This is a genomic window from Arthrobacter pasteuri (assembly GCF_054510955.1).
Genome location: NZ_JBTNDO010000001.1, coordinates 2,184,540 through 2,203,313, shown reverse-complemented (window position 1 = coordinate 2,203,313; position 18,774 = coordinate 2,184,540). Strand labels below are relative to the sequence as shown.

The following is an 18,774-nucleotide window of genomic DNA, read 5'->3' as shown; positions in this document are numbered from 1 at the left end:
GCCGCCGGCGGTGTGGGTCAGGCCACAACCGGCAGGAGGGTGTTGTCGATCAGGCGGACCGCACCTACCCGTGCCGCGACCACGGCGAGCGCTTCTCCTGCCCGACTCTCCCCTCGGTCCTCCCCTCGGTCCGCTCCTCGGTCCGCTCCTCGGTCCGCTCCTCGAGGAGCGAACGACACCGGGTCGACGACGTCGAGGTAGTCGAGGTCCACAAGATCCTCTCCCGCCACCTGGGCGCGGGCTCCCGGGAGGTCGAGGGGTCTCCCGCGGGCGGCGCGGTCGCGCAGGACGCCCAGCACCCTGGACAGCACGAGGGCCGCGCGCCGCTCCTCGGGGCTGAGGAACCGGTTCCGGCTCGAGAGGGCCAGCCCGTCGGCGTCCCGGACGATCGGGACGCCCTCGATGCGCACCGGCATGTTGAGGTCGAGCACCATGCGGCGGACGAGCGCGAGCTGTTGCGCGTCCTTCTCGCCGAAGTACGCCCGGTAGTCCGCCGTGGTCGCGGGCAGCCCGAGGTTGAGGAGCTTGGACACGACCGTCAGCATGCCGTCGAAGTGCCCGGGCCGCGACGCACCCTCGAACAGGGCGCCCATCCGGCCGGCGCCCACCCGGACCAGCGGCTCTCCGCCCGGGTACATGTCCTCCACCGACGGGGCGAAGACGACGTCCACCCCGCATCCGCCCAGGAGCCGGACGTCCTCGTCGAGCGTCCGCGGGTAGCGGTCGAGGTCGGCGGAGTCGGGGAACTGCAGGGGATTCACGAAGATCGAGGTGACGACGACGTCGTTCGCGGCGCGCGCCGTCCGCGCGAGCGAGGCGTGGCCCTCGTGGAGGCCGCCCATGGTGGGCACGAGGCCCAGCGACGGCGGCCCGTCCGCCGCTCCCCGCCGGCCCGCCGCCCGCTCGAGCAGCCGGGTCGTCGCCGCGCGGAGGTCGGCCGGGGTGGAGACGAGGAGGGGGGTCGCCGGGCTGTCGGGGCCGGTCGAGGTCACGGGATGGTCCTTCACGGGTCGGGGCGGGCGCGGTCGGCGCCGGCGCGGGGGTTCTGGGCTGGGCGGGCGTGCTGGGCTGGGGTACGGGGCGGGATGCTGTGCGGGGGCCGGTCCCGGGATCAGGAACGGGAGCCGGAGGCCCCGTCCGGCGGGCCGGGCGGTCCCCCTGAGCCGGGGGCGTCGGCGAGCGCGGCGAGGATCGCCTCGGCCTGCCCGGGAGTGAGGACGCCCCGCTCGAGAGCCCGCAGCGCCGTGGCGCGTGCCATCCCGAGGTAGGCCTGGCGGGTGTCGGGGGCGTCGTGCGCCTCGAGGGCAGCCCGGTGCGCGCGGACCGTCTCGGCGTCGCCGCGTGCCACCGGCCCCGTCAGCGCACCCTCCCCCGAGGACAGGGCGTTCTCCAGCGATGCCTTCATGAGCGGCCCCAGCATCCGGTCGGGGTGCTGCACACCGAGGTCGGCGAGGAGCTGCGCGGACTGCGCGGCGATCGTGACGAGGTGGTTCGAGGCGTGGGCGAGGGCCGCGTGGTACAGCGCCCGCGACTCCTCCTCGATCACCACGGGCTCGCCGCCCATCTCCACGACGAGCGCCTGCGCGATCGGCAGCACCGCGGACGGGGCGGTGATCCCGAACATGCTGTCCGGTAGGCGTCCGAGGTCGAGGCTCAGGCCCGTGAACGTCATGGCGGGGTGGATGGCCAGGGGGATGGCTCCCGCCGCGCGTGCCGGGGCGAGTACTCCGGTGCCGTGGCGGCCGGAGGTGTGCACCACGAGCTGCCCGGCCTGCCAGGCGTTGAGCTGGGCCAGGCCCTCGACCAGCGTCGGCAGGGCATCGTCGGGCACCGCCAGCAGCACGAGTTCGGCGCGTTCGATGATGTCCGGGACCTCGAGCACCGGCACTCCGGGCAGGAGGTTCTCGGCCCGTTCGCGGCTCGCCTCGGACACGGCGGAGACGCCGACGACGGCGTGCCCCGCGGATCTGAGGGCCGCACCGAGGACCGCACCGACCTTTCCGGCACCGACGATGCCGACACCGAGCCTGCCCGGCCGGCGGGATGCTTCAGCGCTGGTCATGGGCGGATTCCTCTCCCTGGGCGGTCGCGGGTACGTACACCGGCGCCTCGGGCAGGACGTCCGGGACGGGACCCTGCGCGGAGGGCTCCGCCGGACGGGTCCTCATCCACTGCTCGGGCCCGCTGCGGCGCCGCGCCTCCGCTGCCCGCACCGCCTGGCCGTGGAACAGCTCCTCCGCGCCGGCGGAATCGACCAGGGAGACGCGCGGAGTGACCGGGCCCGGAGTCGTCTGGAACTGCAGGTTCGATACCCCGAACCTGCGGTCGACGGGACCCTGCTCGATCGACAGCGACTGGGTCCGCTCGTGCGGCACGACGACGAGTTGCCGCCACAGCACACCCGAGCGCAGGAGGAGGGCCGTCCCCGTCACCGCGAAGCCGTTGCGCCGCCAGGCGAGGGGTGCGAGCCATCGCGCGCGGCGCGGGGTGGTGAGGAAGCCCTCCTTCCCGTCGCGGCCCGTCATCCCGGCGGAGAAGACCTCGACGGGACGTGGTGTCCCCGGATCGGGTAGGACGAGGGCCAGGATCTGCAGCACCTCGTCCCGCGTGCCGACGGGGAGCAGGGTTGTGCGCGCCTGTCCCTCGTTGGAGGCGGACAGCCCGTACCCGGCCACGTTCCCCGTGACCCGGTACCACCCCTTCAGGCGCCACAGCGGGGACTGCACGATGCCCAGTGCCTGCACCCGGCCCGGAGGAACGGTCTGCGCCCGGGTGTCCAGCAGGCCGTAGCGCATGCGGATGCCGTCGGGTGAGGTGGCTGCGCGGAAGTTGTAGCCCGTGTTCAGCGCGGACCAGTAGGAGCCTCCGACGCCGATGAGGACGGGGATGAACGACGTCGCGATGATCGGCGTGCGGAACACGACGCCGAGGGTGATGACGACGGCGGCCGCCACGACCAGCGCGATTGTCGTCCCGGACAGGACCGCGGCACCGAGCACGCGGGCGGGCGGGATCACCACGACCTCACGCTCGGGGGCCTCGACGGCCTGCTCCGGGTGCTCCGGGTCCGTGACGCCCGCTGCGCGCGCGAGGATGGTGGCGCGCAGCTTCCTCGCGTCGTCGAGCTTCAGGAACGCGAGGCGTACCGCGGATTCCCCCGCGTCGGCCACCTCGAACTTGAGCTCGGCGAGTCCGAAGATCCGGGCGAGGAAGGGCTGCACGATGTCGATGGCCTGGACCCTGTCCAGGCGCGCCTGCCGCTGCTGCCGGAACACGACGCCGGAGTGCACGCGCACGTGCTCGGCGGTCACCTGGTACCGCGTGAAGTACCAGGAGACGAAGAAGACGGCCGCGATGACGAGGACCACGGCGAGCACGACCCCTGCGGCCAGGAGGAGGCCGATGCCCTCCGGCAGGGGGCTGCGCCCCCTCGTCCCGGCGTCGAAGAGCCCCTCGAACCAGTCCCTGCCCACGAAGTAGACGATGGCGGCCAGCGCGATCCAGCCGCGCACGAGCGGGGAGATGAAATGGACACGCTGCCAGGCATCCCCGGAGTGGGCAGCGGGGGCCGGTCGTCCTGCCCCCTCGGCCCCCTCGGATCCGGTGGCCGCGGGGACCCCGCCGGACGGTTCGTGCGCCGTCATAGCCCGGCCAGCCGAGCTTCTCCCCGCGCGGACAGCTGCTCGCGCAGCCTCGTGCCCTCCTCGGTGGGCAGGCCGGGAAGGGAGGCGTTCGTGGCGGGGGACGCGGTGTGGAGCTTCAGCGTGCAGATCCCGAAGGCACGCTCGAGGGGCCCGACGGAGACGTCGACGTACTGCATGCGGCCGTACGGCACCACCAGCGTGCGCTGGAAGAAGACGCCCTGGCGCAGGAGGAGGTCCTCGTCGCGCTCCGCGTAGCCGATCGCCGCGACCTGGCGCGGGAGCAGGAGGCCACGCCAGGCGGCGATGACCAGCACGACGGCGGGCAGCCCCCCTGCCACCCACAGGGGCGGGAAGGATTCCCAGGTGCCCGTCAGGCGGAGGACCAGCGGGATGCTGCACAGGACCACCCAGACCAGGGACCCGATGAGCCAGCCGAGCAGCCGGACGCGCAGGTACTTGGGCGATACCCGGGACCAATGGAGTCCGGAGGGGTCGATCGGTTCCCTAGGCATATTCCCCCTCGCTGTGGCCCGGAGCGCCCGTGCCGTCGTCGTCCGGAGGAAGTTTGCAGAAGTCCTCGACCACCAATCCCACCATAATCATCAGGGTCCCGCCCACCATGAGTGCCACGGACCCCCAGAGGGGTGCGGTGGTGGAGCGGACCGACAGCAGGGTCAGCTGGTCCACGAAGATGCCCGCGTGCCAGCCGAGGCTCAGCGCGCCCGCGTAGGCGCAGGCCTGGGCGAGGACGAGGGTACGGGTCGCGAGGATCGGGTCGAGGGGCCGGTCCCGCTTGCCGTTGCGCCACCGGAGGACGCGGCGCCCGAAGACCAGGGTGATGGCGATGATCACGGCGGTGGTCGCGAGGGAGGTCAGCGGCAGCGTCGGAGTGCCGTAGCCGTTGCGGGTGGCGAGCCAGTTGACCAGCCAGCCGGTGAATCCGGCCACCAGGCCCACCACGCCCAGCCAGCGGAACCGAAGGGTGTTCACGGCTTCCTAGACTTCCTCGAAGGGCACCAGGCCCGCGATGTCCTCGGCTTCCGAGGCCAGCTCGGCCACGGGGCGGCCTGCCAGTTCGGCTCCCGCATCCATCCAGGCCCAGGGCTGCAGCACGAAGGCGCGGGACGCCGCGCGGGGGTGCGGGATCGTCAGGGACTCGTCGTCGGACGTCCAGGTCCCGTAGGTGATGATGTCGACGTCGAGCGTGCGGGGGCCCCAGCGCACCGTGCGCTTGCGGTGGTGCTTGTCCTCCACGGCCTGGCAGTGGGCGAGGAGTTCGTACGGGCCGAGGTCCGTCTCCACCTCGACCACCATGTTGAGGTAGTCGGGCTGCTCCGGGCCTCCCACGGGCTTCGTCCGCACCACGGGCGAGACTGCGTGGAGGCGCACGTGCTCCGATTCCACGATGTCGGCGACGGCCAGCATCAGGGTGTCGCTGCTGGCACCGAGGTTGCTGCCCAGCGCGAGCACGGACCGCACGGTGCTCACGCCCGGCTCCTGCGCAGGGTCACGGCGACGTCGCCGAACGGCACCGCGATGGGTGCCTTCGGCTTGTGGACGGTGACGTCGACGGCGGCGACGGGGAAGGAGCCCAGGACGGCGGCGGTGATGGTCTCGGCGAGGGCTTCGATGAGATCGAAGGGTGCGCCCCCGATGATGCCGTGGACCAGTTCGGCGACCTCACCGTAGTGCGCGGTCCCGGCGAGGTCGTCGCTGGTCCCCGCGGGCTGCAGGTCCAGGTGGAGCACGAGGTCCACGACGAAGGGCTGCCCGTCGCGGCGCTCGTGGTCGAAGACGCCGTGGTAGCCCTTGGCGGTGATACCCGTCAGCTCTACCGTATCCAGCAGGCCCGAGGGTGAACCGGAACGGCCCGGAGTGGGTTGTCCGCTCACCGTCGCGGGCCTATGGCAGCGGCGACCTTGACGGCGTCGAGCGTCGCGGCAGGGTCGTGGACCCGCACGCCCCATGCGCCTGCGGCCGCTGCCAGGCTGGCGACCGCGAGCGAGGCGTAGTCGCGCTCGACCGGGGCCGCGGCCTTCCCCGCCGAGGTCAGGAGCGTCCCGAGGAACCGCTTGCGGGACGCGCCGACGAGCAGGCGGTGGCCGAGCGCGGTGAAGGCGTCGAGGTCGCGGAGGATCGCCCAGTTGTGCTCGTCCGTCTTCGCGAAGCCCAGTCCCGGATCGAGGATGATCTGGTCGGCGGCGACCCCCGCGGCGACGAAGCGGTCCCGCAGGTCGACGAGTTCCGCCGCGACGTCGGCGACGACGTCGTCGTAGCGTGCCAGGCCGTCCATGGTCGCCGCGGTTCCCCGGCGGTGCGTCAGGATGTACGGGACGCGGCGCTCGGCGACGAGGGCCGGCATCGCGGGGTCGTACTCCGCCCCGGAGATGTCGTTGATGATGGCCGCCCCGGCGTCGAGGGCCTGCCGGGCGGTCTCCGCGTGCATGGTGTCGATGCTGACGAGGGCCCCTGCCGTCACGAGTGCCCTCACGACGGGAAGCACCCGCGTCAACTCCTCCTCGACCGGCACCTGCCGGGCGTTGGGGCGCGTGGACTCGCCGCCGACGTCGATGATGTCCGCCCCGCCGTAGTGCATCCGCAGGCCATGGCTGATCGCGTCGTCGGTGGTGGAGTACCTGCCGCCGTCGCTGAAGGAGTCGGGGGTGACGTTCAGGATCCCCAGCACGACGGCGCGGTCCGCGGGCAGATCCCCGACCGCCTTGGCCACGCGGACGGGCCGGATCACCGGCAGCGGTGAGGTCGACGGCCCTGTTCCGGGCGCTGCAGCGAGAGAATCCATAGGGGTGTCCTACCTTCCGAGTATGAGGCTCATCGCCTCGGCACGCGTCGCCGTCTCGCGGATCTGGCCGCGGACGGCGGACGTGACGGTCTTCGCGCCGGGCTTCCTGATCCCGCGCATCGACATGCACATGTGTTCGCATTCGATGACGACGATGGCGCCCTTGGGTTTCAGGTGTTCCATCATCGCATCGACGATCTGCGTCGTCAGCCGTTCCTGGACCTGCGGGCGCCGTGCATAGACCTCGACGAGGCGCGCGAGCTTGCTCAGGCCGGTGACCCGGCCTTCCTCGGACGGGATGTAGCCGACATGGGCGGCTCCGTGGAACGGCACCAGGTGGTGCTCGCAGGTGGAGTAGAACGGGATGTCCTTCACCAGCACGAGTTCCTGGTGGTTCAGGTCGAACGAGGTCGAGAGGACCTCCCCCGCGTCCTGGTGCAGGCCCGCGAACATCTCCGCGTACGCCTTCGCGACGCGCCTCGGAGTGTCGAGCAGTCCGTCGCGGTCCGGGTCCTCCCCAATCGCCGCGAGGATCTCCCGGACCGCCCGCTGGATACGGTCCTGGTCCACGGGCGATCCGACAGCCACCAGAGCGGCTTCCACCACCTCGTCGTCGAAATCAGTCACGGGTCACCTCCCTCTGGTCGGGCACTGCTCACCGGCAGCCCTGTGGCCGCCGGTGTGTCGCTGCGGGACTAGCCGTCCCGGCCGTCCCTGGGGCCGTCGCCCGACTCGGGCGACGGGAGCTCCGAGTCCTTGACGTCGAAGTCGCTGGGGATGTTCGCGTCGGCGATCTGGTCCTGCGGTGCGATGGACTCGGGGGCGGGCCGGCCGCTCTCAAGGGCTTCGGCGCGTTCCTTCGGAGAGGTGACCGGCGGGAGCGAGTGCACGGGCCGGGTCTGCTTCGACAGCCACACCTCGCGCAGGTCGCGCTTGCGGACCGTGGTGAAGACCTCCGCGATCTCGGCCTGGTTCAGCGTCTCGCGCTCGAGCAGCTCGAGGGCCAGACGGTCCAGCACGTCCCGGTTCTCGGTGAGGATCTGGTAGGCCTCGTCGTGGGCGTTGTCGATCAGGCGGCGGACCTCCTCGTCGACCACGAGGGCGATCCGGTCGGAGTAGTCGCGGTCGCTGCCCATGTCGCGGCCGAGGAACGGCTCGCCGGCGCCCTGTCCGAGCTTCACGGCGCCGATGCGCTCGCTCATGCCGTACTGGGTGACCATCTTGCGGGCGGTCCCGGTGGCCTTCTCGATGTCGTTGGAGGCGCCGGTGGAGGGGTCGTGGAACACGATCTCCTCGGCGACCCGGCCGCCCATGGCGTAGGCGAGCTGGTCGAGCAGTTCGTTCCTCGTCACCGAGTACTTGTCGTCGCTCGGCATGACCATGGTGTACCCCAGGGCGCGGCCGCGCGGCAGGATGGTCACCTTCGTCACCGGGTCCGTGTTGCGCAGCGCTGCCGCCACCAGGGCGTGGCCGCCCTCGTGGTACGCGGTGATCTTCCGCTCGAGCTCCTTCATCACCCGGCTGCGCTTCTGCGGCCCGGCGATGACGCGGTCGATCGCCTCGTCGAGTGCGCGGTCGTCGATGAGCTGCGCGTTCGAACGCGCCGTGAGGAGCGCGGCCTCGTTGAGGACGTTCGCGAGGTCGGCGCCGGTGAAGCCGGGGGTCTTCTTCGCCACGGCCTTGAGGTCGACGCCGGCGGTCATCGGCTTGCCCTTGGCGTGCACGCTGAGGATGTACTCGCGGCCCTTCATGTCGGGGGCCTCCACGCCGATCTGGCGGTCGAACCGCCCGGGCCGCAGGAGCGCCGGGTCGAGGACGTCCGGACGGTTGGTCGCGGCGATGAGGATCACGTTCGTGGTGGCGTCGAAGCCGTCCATCTCGACCAGGAGCTGGTTGAGGGTCTGCTCGCGCTCGTCGTTGCCGCCGCCGATGCCGGCGCCGCGGTGGCGGCCGACGGCGTCGATCTCGTCAACGAAGATGATGGCGGGCGAGTTGTTCTTGGCCTGCTCGAACAGGTCCCTGACACGGGATGCGCCGACGCCGACGAACATCTCGACGAAGTCGGAGCCTGAGATGGAGTAGAAGGGCACTCCGGCCTCGCCGGCGACGGCCCGGGCGAGGAGGGTCTTACCGGTGCCCGGAGGGCCGTACAGGAGGACACCCTTGGGGATCTTGGCGCCGAGGGCCTGGAACTTGGCGGGTTCCTGCAGGAACTCCTTGATCTCGAGGAGTTCCTCGACGGCCTCGTCGGCACCGGCGACGTCGTTGAACGTCACCTGGGGCATGTCTTTGGAGATGAGCTTGGCCTTGGACTTGCCGAACTGCATGACCTTGGAGCCGCCGCCCTGCATGCGGCTGAGCAGGAACCAGAAGATGACGCCGAGGATCAGGATGGGGAAGATCAGGCCGGCCAGGCTGAGCAGCCAGTTGCTCTCGGCGGGCTGGTCGGTGAAGCCGTCCGTGTCCGAGGTGTTGATGGCGTCGACCACGCTCTCGGCGCGGGCGGTGCTGTAGTAGAACTGGACACTCTTGCCCATGTCCTCGTAGTCCTCGCGCAGCGTGAGGTCCACGCGCTGCTCGCCGTCGTAGATCTTTGCCTGCGAGACCTGGTCATCCCGGAGGAGCTGGAGCCCGACGTTGGTGTCGACGCGGGAACTGCCCGTGCCGAAAAGACTCGGGAGGACCAGCAGGAGCGCCACGACTGCCAGGACGATCCAGAGGACGGGCCCCTTGAAGAGATTCTTGAATTTCATACGTCTCAGGGCGGCAAGCCCTGTCCCTCCTGCTGATGCAAGTAACAATGTGCGGGCGCACTGCTGTGCGGGTGCCCTTTAAGCACCTCAACATATACACCGTCTGCGATTCACCACGCGCGGATTGTGCCGATAGTTCCCTCTTGGCGTAGTACCGGCATGCAGCGGGGGGACGTCCTATTCGTAGACGTGGGGTGCCAGGGTGCCGATGAAATCGAGGTTGCGGTACTTCTCCGCGAAGTCGAGTCCGTACCCGACGACGAATTCATTGGGAATGTCGTAGCCGACGTACTTGACGTCGATATCGACCTTCGCTGCGTCGGGCTTGCGTAGGAGCGTGCAGATCTCGACCGACGCGGGACCGCGGGACAGGAGGTTCGCCTTGAGCCAGGACAGGGTCAGGCCGGAGTCGATGATGTCCTCGGCGATCAGGACGTGCTTGCCCATGAGGTCCGTCTCGAGGTCCTTGAGGATGCGCACGACGCCGGACGACTGGGTCCCCGATCCGTACGACGAGACGGCCATCCAGTCCATCGTGATGTGGGAGTGGAGCGCCCGCGCGAGGTCGGCCATCACCATGACCGCACCCTTGAGGACACCCACGAGGAGGATGTCCCGGCCCTGGTAGTCGGCATCGATCTGCTCCGCCAGTTCATTGATCCGCTGCTGGATCTCCTCCCTGGTGTAGAGGACGTGCTTGAGATCTGACTGGACGTCGTTGGAATCCACCGATTACTCCTGGGTCGGACGACGCGACTGCTTCACGCCGGGGCCACTGTTGCTAAGGACAAGATTGCCATAGCTCGGCTCTCCCCGGAGAACCGCGCGCCCCCGCACCTGCCGGTGGACGCTCACCTTGCCGCCCAGTTGCACGGGTCCGGCCGAGCCCTTCCTGTCCAGCAGCGACTCGGCGGCCCGGAGCCGCTCGAAGCTCGGCTGGAAGGCTCCGAGCTCGAGGGCGGCAAGGGCAAGGACCCGCTGCCTCAGCGCCGCGGGCAGCGCCTTCAGGCCCTCCTCCGGCAGCAGCAGGGTCCCGTCGTCCCCCTCGGCCCTCAGAGCGGCGTACGCCTCGGCGCTCAGGTGTTCGAGGTGGTCGGCATCCTGCCCGAGGATGCGGGCCGTCCGCGCGAGTGCGGAGGCGATGCCGGGGCCGAGCTGCTCCTCGAGGAAGGGCAGGACCTGGCCGCGGACCCGCGACCGGGCGAAGGCCGGGTCGAGGTTGGTGGGATCGTGCCACGGGTCGAGCCCGTAGAAGTCGCAGATGGCCTCGGTGTCGGCGCGGCGCAGCTCGAGGAACGGACGTACGTAGAGTCCGCGGCGTGCCGGCATGCCGGAGAGCGACCGCGTGCCGGATCCGCGGGCCAGGCCGAGGAGCACCTGTTCCGCCTGATCGTCGAGCGTGTGGCCGAGCAGTACCGCCGACGCTCCGAGCCGCTCCGCAGCCTCATCGAGGGCGGCGTAGCGGGCGCTCCGCGCCGCGGCCTCGGGGCCCATGCCCTCCCGGTCCACGGCGACGCGGTGCACCTCGACCGGATCGAGGCCCAGCTCCCGTGCCGTCCCGGCGGCCGCCGCTGCGGTGGCCGCGCTACTGGGCTGGAGGCCGTGGTCGACGACGACGGCGCCGACACGGCACCGCCCCGTCTGCGCGAGATGTGCCGCCACGGCCGCGAGGGCGAGCGAGTCCGGACCCCCGCTGCAGGCGACGAGGACGAGGGGCAGGCCGGGCGCATCACCGCCGGCGGGCCGGGTGTCCGCCACCGGCGCGCCGGTCGCGGTGGGGGTTGCGGGCGCGCCAGGGACTGCGGTCGCGGCGGGGGCCGTCGTCGCTTCGCCCGTTCTGCGGCGCTGCCCCATCGGCTGCACCGGATCGGCCAGGAGCCCCTCGAGGCTCGCCGCGAGCAGGTTGCGCGCGGCACCGACCGCTGGAAGCAGGCGCGGACGCCTAGCCACGACGCAGGCTCATCCTGTCGATCCATTCGTCGGGGGCGTGGATCTCGCGCTCGGTGGGCAGGTGCGCCGCGGAGTCCCAGACGGCGTTGAAGCCCTCCATGCCGGTCTGGCTGACGACGCGGCGGACGAACTTGGCTCCGTCGCTGTACTGGCGCATCTTGGCGTCCAGCCCCAGGAGCTGCCGGATGACCTTCTCGAGCGGGCCCCGGGACTTGCCGCGGGCGTTGAAGCGACGGCGGATGGTCTTGACCGATGGGACGATACTCCCGTCGACACCGTCCATCACGACGTTCGCGTGCCCCTCGAGGAGGCTCATGACGGCGGTGAGGTGCGACAGGCGCGCCTTGTCGTCGGGGTCCTGCAGGATCGACAGCACCCCGATGTCCTGCGCGGGCGGGCCGTCCGGCGCCGTACCCTCGCCACGGGCGCGCGCCCTGCCCGCCGTGATGTTCTTCACGGCCGCGCCGAGTCGCTCCGAGAGGGAGTCGGCCTTCTCCATGAGGCCCGAGGTGAGCTGCCCGATGGAGCTGGTCATGTGGTCCTTCAACCAGGGCGCGGCGGCGAACTGCACGCGGTGCGTCTGTTCGTGGAGGCACACCCAGAGGCGGAAGTCGGACGGGTCCACGTTCAGTTCCCGCTCGACCGAGATGATGTTGGGTGCCACGAGCATGAGCCGCCCGCCCTGCCCGTTGCGGGAGGGCACGAACGGATCGTACTGGCCGAGCACCTTGCTCGAGAGGAAGGCGAGGATCGCTCCGAGCTGTGCCCCGGTGACGGTTCCGCCGAGGGCCAGGGACGCGGACTTCAGGACGTCGGGGCGCGATGCCGCGAGCTGGTCCAGAGCCGGTTCCATCAGGGTCCGGAAGCTCTGCGAGTTGGCCCTGGCCCACGAGGCGCGGTCCACGATGAGCAGCTCGGAGTCGCGGAGGTCCCGTGCGGCGTCGAGCCTCGAGATGGTGTGGACGTGGCCTACCGATGCGTCCGCGAGCTCGCGCATGTTCTGGACGGCGCGTGCGATCTCTGCCGGCTTCATGGTGGGCCCGGCCGGCGTGAGGGAGGCTGCGGTGGAGGCCGCGACATCCCAGTTGACCAGCTGTGGGCGGGGTGCTGCGGGCTCGTTCATGCGCCTATTCGATCACATCCCGCTGTCGGCAGGGCCCAGGGACCGGGCGGGGGTGATGCTTCATCTGATGGCGAACGGACTAGCGGCAGCCGCACCCGGCCAGAAGGGCGGCTGCACTGTCCGCAGCATCGCGCGCCTCGGCCGTCGTGCCGTCCAGTCCTGCGGCGAGGAAGGAGAACACGAGCAGGCGCCCGTCGGCGGTGACGACGTGCCCTGTGAGGCCGGTGACGGCGTTGAGGGTCCCGGTCTTCGCACGCACGGTTCCCGCGCCACCGGCTGCGGGGCCGTCGTCGGCGTCGAACCGCGTGGCCAGGGTCCCGGTGAGGCCTGCGATGGGCAGGGAGCGGGCGACGGCGGCGAGCCCCGGCTCGTCCGACGTCGTGGTCCCGCGGACGAGCACCGCGAGCTGGGCCGGCGAGACGGCGTTGCGGACGGACAGTCCGGCGGCATCGCCGATGGTCAGCCCCTCCCCCGGAACGCCTAGCCGGGCAGCAGCGGCGGCGAGGGCGTCGGTGGCGCCGCCGAAGGACGCGGGCCGCCCGCTCTCGGCGGCGGCGACGCGCGCCAGGGCCTCGGCCAGGTAGTTGTCGGAGATCTCCAGCATGTGGCGCATCTGCTCCGCGAGCGGTGCCGAGTCGACCGCCGCGAGGGATTCCGCGCCCTCGGGGGCCGGCCGGCGCTGCACCTCGGGACGGACCGTGATGCCGCGCTCGGCGGCGGCCGGAACGAGGGCGCCGGCGAAGGTCCGGGCGGCATCGAGGGCCGCATCCTGCGAGCGCGGGCCCCCGGAACGCCCTTCCTCGAGCCACGCCGAATTGATGGCGAGCGCGTGCAGCGGCGCGACCTCACCGGATTCGACGTCCCCCTCCGCCCACGTGGGGCTCAGGGTCCCGCCCACGAAGAAGGTGTCGTCGAGGTAGACGGTGTAGGGCCCGGAACCTTCCGGCAGGGCGGCGGCAGTCGCGGCGGCGAGCGTCCCGAGGCCGGCGCGTCCGACCACGGCGCCTGGATCGGAGAGGCCGGAACCGAGGAGGACGTCGCCGCCCCCGTGCAGGTAGAGCACCCCCGGGGCGTCCTCCGAGGCAAGGACGGACGTCGCGAGCGTCCGATCGGGCCGCGCGTAGGTCATGGCCGCGACGGCGGTGAACAGCTTGATGTTCGATGCGGGAGGCTGCAGGCGCCCGGCGTCCCTGGCATAGAGGACCTGGCCGTCCGCGGAGTCGACGACGGTGCCCGCGAAGCTGCCCGCGCCGGGGATCTGCAGCGCCTCGTCGAGCTGCCGGCCCAGCACCGCCGGGTCCGGTGCGGGCGCCGACACTGAGAGGGGCGTGACGACGTCGGGCACGGCAACGGATGTCGGCGGGACCTGCAGCCGAGGGGGAACGGGAGGCGGGACGGACGGCTGCGGGTCGACCACGGCCAGGACGGCCGGCGTGAGGTGCGTGGCCAGGGGAACGGCGGCCGCCACCATCACCAGGACCAGGAGGAGGCCCCCCAGCAGGCGGAGCGGGCGCATGGTGTCCTTTCGCAAGGCGTTGCGGAGCAGCACTGAAACCACGAGGAAATGCTCTGGTACCGGGGGCCGACCGATATGTTAGGGCTGACGATTAAACAGTAGACCGGCAGCGCACCTCCCGCGGGAGCCGCTGCCGGGCGGCTGCCACACCACCCATCCCCAGGAGTTGCCATGAAGCTCGACGTCACCATCGAGATCCCGAAGGGCTCGCGCGTCAAGTACGAGATCGACCACGACACCCACCGGCTGCGCCTCGACCGCGTCCTGTTCACGGCCATGCAGTACCCCACGCACTACGGCTACTTCGAGAACACGCTCGGCGAGGACGGCGACCCGCTGGACGCGCTGGTCCTGCTGCAGGACTTCGACCTCATCCCGGGCGTCCTCGTGGAGTCGCGCCCCATCGGCGTGTTCAACATGACCGACGACGGCGGCGGAGATGCCAAGGTCCTGTGCGTGCCCGTCGATCCCCGCTTCGACCACATCCAGGAACTGTCGGACGTCTCGGACTTCCTGCTCGACGAGATCAAGCACTTCTTCACGAAGTACAAGGACCTCGAGCCGGGCAAGTGGGTGGAAGCCGCCGACTGGGCCGGCCGCGAGGAGGCGGAGGCCGAGATCGAGGCGTCGCTCAAGCGCTTCCAGGAGATCGGCGAGGGCAGCGCGCAGGACGAGCCGCAGGGCCGCAGTGTCGACGTCGAGGCGAAGAACGCCACGGAGACCCCCGAGGGCCGCTAGGAACACCTGCAGCATCAGGAGTTCCCGGACGTCCGCGGGGCGGGCGCCGGGAGCTCCTGCAGGTGGGGGCGGAACCGCGGGGTCCCTGCGGACGGAGCGAGCACCAGCGCTACGGCACGCATCGGCACGAATCGGCGTGATAAAGCAACGTAACGCGATAAAGCAACGCAAAGAGGTTGATTCTCCGGTCCGGCGTTCATACTGATGCCATGCACTACGTCCTGACCATCAACCAGCGCGACTCGCGCGAGGTCGGCGACCTCGTGGACGACCTGCTGAAAGCGCTCCGTCAGCTTCCGGTCGTGGTGCCGTTCCAGCGCTCGGTCGGCGACGAGGTGCAGGGCGTCGTCGATTCGGCGTCCGTCGCCGTGGAGGCAGCACTGAGGGCCATCCGCTCCCGGCGCTGGCACGTGGGCATCGGCGTCGGCGGACTCACCCCGCCCGTCCCCGAGCGCCTCGTGGACGCGGAGGGATACGGGCTCGTCTACGCACGGCGCGCGGTCGACCGCGCCCGGAAGACCGGCGAGCGGATCCCCCTGGCCGTGGAAGGCCCCGACGGCGAGATCGCGGCAGAGGCCGAAGCGGTGCTCCGGCTGCTCGGGCAGATCGTCCATACGCGGACCGACGCCGAGTGGGCCGTCCTGGACCTGCTGACGCCCGGTGCCCGCGGACAGCAGAAGTACATCGCGCAGGAACTGGGTATCACTCCGCAGGCCGTCAGCCGCGCGGTCGTCAGGTCGCACTGGATGGAGGAGTGGGCCACCCGCCCCGCCGCGGCGCGCCTGCTCGACCTGACGTACGGGCCGGCGTCCCTCCCCGAGGCGAGCCTCGCGTACTGAGCGGGGTCAGACGAGCGAGCGCAGCACCTTCGCGGCGCCGTCGTCGTACACGCTTCCCGTGACTTCCGATGCGGCGGAACGGACCTCGTCGGGAGCCTGCCCCATGGCGACACCGCGACCGGCCCACTGCAGCATCTCGATGTCGTTCCGCCCGTCGCCCACGGCGACCGTGAGGCTCCTGGCCGTCCCGAGGCGCTGCCGGAGTGCTTCCAGTGCGCTGGCCTTCGTGACGCCAGATGCGGCAATGTCGAGCCATGCGGTCCAGCCCACGGAATACGTCACGCCGTGCAGTCCGATCGATGCGACGGCCTCACCGAACTCCTCGGCCGAGCTGTCGGTGCTGAAGACGACGACGCGCACGGCGCGGCTCTCGACCATCTCCTCGAAGCCGACGCTCTGTGCCTCCGAACCGAAACTCGCGTCCTGGAAGCTCTCCGTGGACAGGAACCTGCCGCGATCGTCCTCCAGGGCGTACTTGGCGGAGGGCAACCGTTCGCGGAGCGCGGTGAGTGCGGGCTTCGGGTCGAAGGTGACGCGCTCGAGGACCTCGAAGCCCTCGGGCAGCGCATCGTCGATCCGAAGGGTGACTCCCCCGTTGGAGCACACGGCGAATCCGCGCGTGATCCCGAGGAGCCCGATCACGGGCAGCGTGGCCCCGAGGGACCTGCCCGTGGCGATGATGACGTCGTGCCCGGCTTCGATGACGGCCCGCGCGGCGTCGCGCACCTCTTCCGTCATCGACCCCTCGTGATCCACGAGGGTGCCGTCGACGTCGAGGGCGATGAGGTGGCGTTTCCTGTTGTCCTGCTGGTCATCGATGCCAGCATTGATCAAAGTGCTCATGATTCAGTGAACCAGACCTCACCGAGTTCCCGGTAGGGCGGCGCCTACAGTACCGGAAGGATTTCCAGTCCGTTAAGATACGGACGCAGCGCGGCAGGCACGGTGACGGAGCCGTCCGGGTTCTGGTGGTGCTCGAGGATGGCGACGATCCAGCGCGTGGTGGCCAGCGTGCCGTTCAGCGTGGCGACGGCCCGCGTGCCCTTCTGGCCCTCCCCCTCCTGGCGCTCACGGATGTTCAGGCGCCGGGCCTGGAAGGTGGTGCAGTTCGACGTCGAGGTCAGCTCGCGGTAGTCGCCCTGCGTCGGGACCCACGCCTCGCAGTCGAACTTGCGTGCGGCGGACATCCCGAGGTCGCCGGCGGCGGTGTCGATGACGCGGTAGGGCAGCTCGACCTTCGCCAGCATCTCCTCCTCCCACGCAAGCAGGCGCTCGTGCTCCGCAGCGGCATCCTCGACGGTGGTGTACGTGAACATCTCCACCTTGTTGAACTGGTGGACGCGGATGATCCCGCGGGTGTCCTTGCCGTGCGACCCCGCCTCGCGGCGGTAGCAGGAGGACCACCCGGCGTACCGCACGGGGCCCGCGGCGAGGTCGATGATCTCGTCCGAGTGGTACCCGGCGAGCGCCACCTCGGAGGTTCCCACGAGGTACAGGTCGTCCTCCGCGAGGCGGTAGATCTCGGCGTCGTGCGCGATGTCGAAGCCGGTGCCCTGCATGGTCTCCGGACGCACGAGGGTGGGGGTGATCATCGGGGTGAAACCGGCCTTCACGGCCTGGTCCAGGGCCATCTGCAGCAGGGCGATCTCGAGGCGGGCGCCGACGCCCTTGAGGAAGTAGAAGCGGGATCCGGACACCTTGGCGCCGCGCTCCATGTCGATCGCGCCGATCAGTTCACCGATCTCGAGGTGGTCGCGGGGCTCGAAGCCCTCCGCGGCGAAGTCCCGGGGCGTGCCGACCTTCCGGAGCACCACGTAGTCGTCCTCGCCGCCCTCGGGCACGCCCTCCTGGACGAGGTTCGGCAGCTTGCGCAGGAGGGTCTCCTGCTCGGCCTTGGAGTCCTCGGAGGCGGCCGCGGCGGCCTTGACGGCCGCGGCGAGTTCCTTGACCTCGGCCAGGAGGGCCTGCTTCTCCTCGCCCTTGGCCTGCGCCACCTTCTTGCCGAAGGCGTTCTGCTCGGCGCGGAGCGTCTCGTACGAGGTGACGGACTCCCGGCGTTTCGTGTCCGCGGCGAGGACGGCGTCGATGAGCGACTCGTCCGCCCTGCGTGCGCGCTGCGATGCTCGGAACTGCTCGGGGTTTCGGCGGAGGTCGTTGACGTCAATCACATCGCCAAGACTACCCAAACCCGGAGGTACGGCGGCCCCGGTCCACGGGGCGGCTATTGTGGGGGACCATGCGCCGCAAACTGCTCGCCGGAACCGCTGCGGCGTCCGCGGCCGCCGCCTCCCTCCAGTCCTACTGGTCGGTGCGTCGACTGCACCAGACCCGTACGCCGACCGCCTCCGTCCACGAACCGGCTCCCGTCGCCGAGGGTCCCCAGCGCGTGGCACTCGTACTCAATCCCTCCAAGCTGCAGGCCGACGTCACCCGTGTCCTCGTCGAAGAGGCCTGCGCGGACGCCGGCTGGGAGCCGCCGCTCATCCTCGAGACCACCGTCGAGGACCCCGGGGCGGGCCAGGCCTCGCATGCACTCCACGCCGGGGCCGACGTCGTCATCGCCGCCGGCGGCGACGGGACGGTGCGCGCCGTGGCGCAGGCCCTCGCACACCAGCCCGCCGCCCTCGGGCTGCTGCCGCTCGGCACCGGGAACCTGCTGGTGCGGAACCTGGGACTGCCGTACAACGACATCGCCGGATGCCTCCACCTGGCCCTGCACGGCTCCGAGCGGCGGATCGACATGGCCCGCATCACGCTGCGCAACGACCGCACCTCGGTGATCTCCGAGCACCCGTTCCTGGTCATGGGCGGAGTCGGCTTCGACGCCAACGTCGTGGCCGACGCGAAGCAGGACCTCAAGGAGAAACTCGGCTGGCTCGCCTACAGCGAGGCCGGTGTCCGCCACCTGCCCGGCAGGCGGAGGCGGATCTCGATCAGCCTCGACGGCCAGCCTCCGCAGAGCAGGAAGGTGCGCAGCCTCCTGGTCGCCAACTGCGGGAAGCTGCCGGCGGGCGTCGACTTCGTACCCGACGCCATGATCGATGACGGCTACCTCGACGTGGTGGTGCTGAGTCCCCGCAGCCTCCTGGGCTGGACGTGGATGGCCGCGAAGATCCTCCTGCGCCACCGCGGGGCGATACCCGTCATCAGCTACTACCGGGCGCGGGAGGTCACGGTCTGGTCCGGGGACCCGATCGACACCCAGCTCGACGGCGACCCCTCGGGAGCGGTCACCTCGCTGACCGCCCGGGTGGACCCGGACGCCCTGATGGTCCGGGTGCCGGCGTCGGCTCCCGGACCATCAGGGTCTCCGCTGCCGATCCCCGACTGGCAGAGGAGCTGGCGGCAGGGCCTGGACCGGATGCTGCGGGGTTCGCGGCCCTGACCCGGCGCTGACGCCCGGTACCTTCC

General features: G+C 70.9%; 19 protein-coding genes. 3 read left to right on the top strand and 16 right to left on the bottom strand.

From position 1 onward, the window contains the following. Window positions 1-17 precede the first annotated feature (17 nt). The 14 genes from panC to dacB all read right to left on the bottom strand — a co-directional run bounded on the left by panC (window position 18) and on the right by dacB (window position 13,786). Entirely contained in the window at window positions 18-992 is a 975-nt protein-coding gene (gene panC / locus ACX80H_RS10530) for a pantoate--beta-alanine ligase (protein WP_459313134.1), read from the bottom strand. A gap of 119 nt (window positions 993-1,111) precedes the next feature. Next, window positions 1,112-2,062 (bottom strand): Rossmann-like and DUF2520 domain-containing protein, encoded by a 951-nt coding sequence (locus ACX80H_RS10525; RefSeq protein WP_459313132.1) that lies wholly within the window; start codon window positions 2,060-2,062, stop codon window positions 1,112-1,114. Continuing rightward, window positions 2,049-3,644: a PH domain-containing protein gene (locus ACX80H_RS10520; protein WP_459313130.1), complete on the bottom strand. Its 1,596-nt coding sequence runs from the start codon at window positions 3,642-3,644 to the stop codon at window positions 2,049-2,051. The genes ACX80H_RS10525 and ACX80H_RS10520 overlap by 14 nt, the downstream gene beginning before the upstream one ends. After that, a complete protein-coding gene (locus ACX80H_RS10515; protein ID WP_459313129.1) occupies window positions 3,641-4,156 on the bottom strand; it encodes a PH domain-containing protein in 516 nt (171 codons plus the stop codon). Before ACX80H_RS10515 ends, ACX80H_RS10520 begins: the two co-directional genes overlap by 4 nt. After that, window positions 4,149-4,634, bottom strand: a complete 486-nt coding sequence (locus tag ACX80H_RS10510) for a DUF3180 domain-containing protein (RefSeq protein WP_459313128.1) — start codon at window positions 4,632-4,634, stop codon at window positions 4,149-4,151. The genes ACX80H_RS10515 and ACX80H_RS10510 overlap by 8 nt, the downstream gene beginning before the upstream one ends. A 6-nt stretch (window positions 4,635-4,640) precedes the next feature. Continuing rightward, the gene (folK, locus tag ACX80H_RS10505; RefSeq protein WP_459313413.1) at window positions 4,641-5,069 is read right to left on the bottom strand and encodes a 2-amino-4-hydroxy-6-hydroxymethyldihydropteridine diphosphokinase; all 429 of its coding nucleotides are present in this window, start codon (window positions 5,067-5,069) and stop codon (window positions 4,641-4,643) included. A 59-nt stretch (window positions 5,070-5,128) separates the two neighbouring features. Then, entirely contained in the window at window positions 5,129-5,488 is a 360-nt protein-coding gene (gene folB, locus ACX80H_RS10500; protein WP_459313412.1) for a dihydroneopterin aldolase, read from the bottom strand. Window positions 5,489-5,532: 44 nt separating this feature from the next. Next, the gene (gene folP, locus ACX80H_RS10495) at window positions 5,533-6,444 is read right to left on the bottom strand and encodes a dihydropteroate synthase (protein WP_459313126.1); all 912 of its coding nucleotides are present in this window, start codon (window positions 6,442-6,444) and stop codon (window positions 5,533-5,535) included. A gap of 9 nt (window positions 6,445-6,453) precedes the next feature. Then, the gene (folE, locus tag ACX80H_RS10490) at window positions 6,454-7,071 is read right to left on the bottom strand and encodes a GTP cyclohydrolase I FolE (RefSeq protein ID WP_191997053.1); all 618 of its coding nucleotides are present in this window, start codon (window positions 7,069-7,071) and stop codon (window positions 6,454-6,456) included. Window positions 7,072-7,139: 68 nt separating this feature from the next. After that, complete coding sequence (gene ftsH, locus ACX80H_RS10485) at window positions 7,140-9,197, bottom strand: ATP-dependent zinc metalloprotease FtsH (RefSeq protein WP_459313125.1); 2,058 nt, start codon at window positions 9,195-9,197, stop codon at window positions 7,140-7,142. A 177-nt stretch (window positions 9,198-9,374) separates the two neighbouring features. Continuing rightward, entirely contained in the window at window positions 9,375-9,926 is a 552-nt protein-coding gene (gene hpt / locus ACX80H_RS10480) for a hypoxanthine phosphoribosyltransferase (RefSeq protein WP_087072299.1), read from the bottom strand. 3 nt (window positions 9,927-9,929) lie between these two features. Next, complete coding sequence (gene tilS / locus ACX80H_RS10475) at window positions 9,930-11,147, bottom strand: tRNA lysidine(34) synthetase TilS (RefSeq protein WP_459313123.1); 1,218 nt, start codon at window positions 11,145-11,147, stop codon at window positions 9,930-9,932. Further along, window positions 11,140-12,270 (bottom strand): Rv3626c family coenzyme F420 biosynthesis-associated protein, encoded by a 1,131-nt coding sequence (locus ACX80H_RS10470; RefSeq protein ID WP_459313122.1) that lies wholly within the window; start codon window positions 12,268-12,270, stop codon window positions 11,140-11,142. The genes tilS and ACX80H_RS10470 overlap by 8 nt, the downstream gene beginning before the upstream one ends. A gap of 79 nt (window positions 12,271-12,349) precedes the next feature. Beyond that, a complete protein-coding gene (gene dacB, locus ACX80H_RS10465) occupies window positions 12,350-13,786 on the bottom strand; it encodes a D-alanyl-D-alanine carboxypeptidase/D-alanyl-D-alanine endopeptidase (RefSeq protein WP_459313121.1) in 1,437 nt (478 codons plus the stop codon). 171 nt (window positions 13,787-13,957) lie between these two features. Here dacB and ACX80H_RS10460 point away from each other — a divergent pair, with 171 nt between their 5' ends. Further along, on the top strand, window positions 13,958-14,524 hold the full coding sequence (locus ACX80H_RS10460; protein WP_301224387.1) for an inorganic diphosphatase: 567 nt from the start codon (window positions 13,958-13,960) through the stop codon (window positions 14,522-14,524). A gap of 209 nt (window positions 14,525-14,733) precedes the next feature. Next, on the top strand, window positions 14,734-15,363 hold the full coding sequence (locus ACX80H_RS10455; RefSeq protein ID WP_459313119.1) for a hypothetical protein: 630 nt from the start codon (window positions 14,734-14,736) through the stop codon (window positions 15,361-15,363). A 6-nt stretch (window positions 15,364-15,369) separates the two neighbouring features. Here ACX80H_RS10455 and ACX80H_RS10450 read toward each other — a convergent pair whose 3' ends face one another. Further along, entirely contained in the window at window positions 15,370-16,206 is an 837-nt protein-coding gene (locus tag ACX80H_RS10450; protein ID WP_459313118.1) for an HAD family hydrolase, read from the bottom strand. Between the two features lie 44 nt (window positions 16,207-16,250). Beyond that, window positions 16,251-17,531, bottom strand: coding sequence for a serine--tRNA ligase (gene serS / locus ACX80H_RS10445; protein WP_459313116.1), 1,281 nt, complete (start codon window positions 17,529-17,531; stop codon window positions 16,251-16,253). Between the two features lie 68 nt (window positions 17,532-17,599). Here serS and ACX80H_RS10440 point away from each other — a divergent pair, with 68 nt between their 5' ends. After that, window positions 17,600-18,748, top strand: coding sequence for a diacylglycerol/lipid kinase family protein (locus ACX80H_RS10440; RefSeq protein ID WP_459313114.1), 1,149 nt, complete (start codon window positions 17,600-17,602; stop codon window positions 18,746-18,748). Window positions 18,749-18,774 lie beyond the last annotated feature (26 nt).

What these genes read in the sequence shown, in the direction of transcription:
- ACX80H_RS10525 (WP_459313132.1), bottom strand. Translation starts at nt 2,062, where the DNA reads ATGACCAGCGCTGAAGCATCCCGCCGGCCGGGCAGGCTCGGTGTCGGC.
- ACX80H_RS10520 (WP_459313130.1), bottom strand. Translation starts at nt 3,644, where the DNA reads ATGACGGCGCACGAACCGTCCGGCGGGGTCCCCGCGGCCACCGGATCC.
- ACX80H_RS10515 (WP_459313129.1), bottom strand. Translation starts at nt 4,156, where the DNA reads ATGCCTAGGGAACCGATCGACCCCTCCGGACTCCATTGGTCCCGGGTA.
- folK (WP_459313413.1), bottom strand. Translation starts at nt 5,069, where the DNA reads ATGCTGGCCGTCGCCGACATCGTGGAATCGGAGCACGTGCGCCTCCAC.
- folP (WP_459313126.1), bottom strand. Translation starts at nt 6,444, where the DNA reads ATGGATTCTCTCGCTGCAGCGCCCGGAACAGGGCCGTCGACCTCACCG.
- ftsH (WP_459313125.1), bottom strand. Translation starts at nt 9,197, where the DNA reads ATGAAATTCAAGAATCTCTTCAAGGGGCCCGTCCTCTGGATCGTCCTG.
- ACX80H_RS10470 (WP_459313122.1), bottom strand. Translation starts at nt 12,270, where the DNA reads ATGAACGAGCCCGCAGCACCCCGCCCACAGCTGGTCAACTGGGATGTC.
- dacB (WP_459313121.1), bottom strand. Translation starts at nt 13,786, where the DNA reads ATGCGCCCGCTCCGCCTGCTGGGGGGCCTCCTCCTGGTCCTGGTGATG.
- ACX80H_RS10460 (WP_301224387.1), top strand. Translation starts at nt 13,958, where the DNA reads ATGAAGCTCGACGTCACCATCGAGATCCCGAAGGGCTCGCGCGTCAAG.
- ACX80H_RS10455 (WP_459313119.1), top strand. Translation starts at nt 14,734, where the DNA reads ATGCACTACGTCCTGACCATCAACCAGCGCGACTCGCGCGAGGTCGGC.
- ACX80H_RS10450 (WP_459313118.1), bottom strand. Translation starts at nt 16,206, where the DNA reads ATGAGCACTTTGATCAATGCTGGCATCGATGACCAGCAGGACAACAGG.
- ACX80H_RS10440 (WP_459313114.1), top strand. Translation starts at nt 17,600, where the DNA reads ATGCGCCGCAAACTGCTCGCCGGAACCGCTGCGGCGTCCGCGGCCGCC.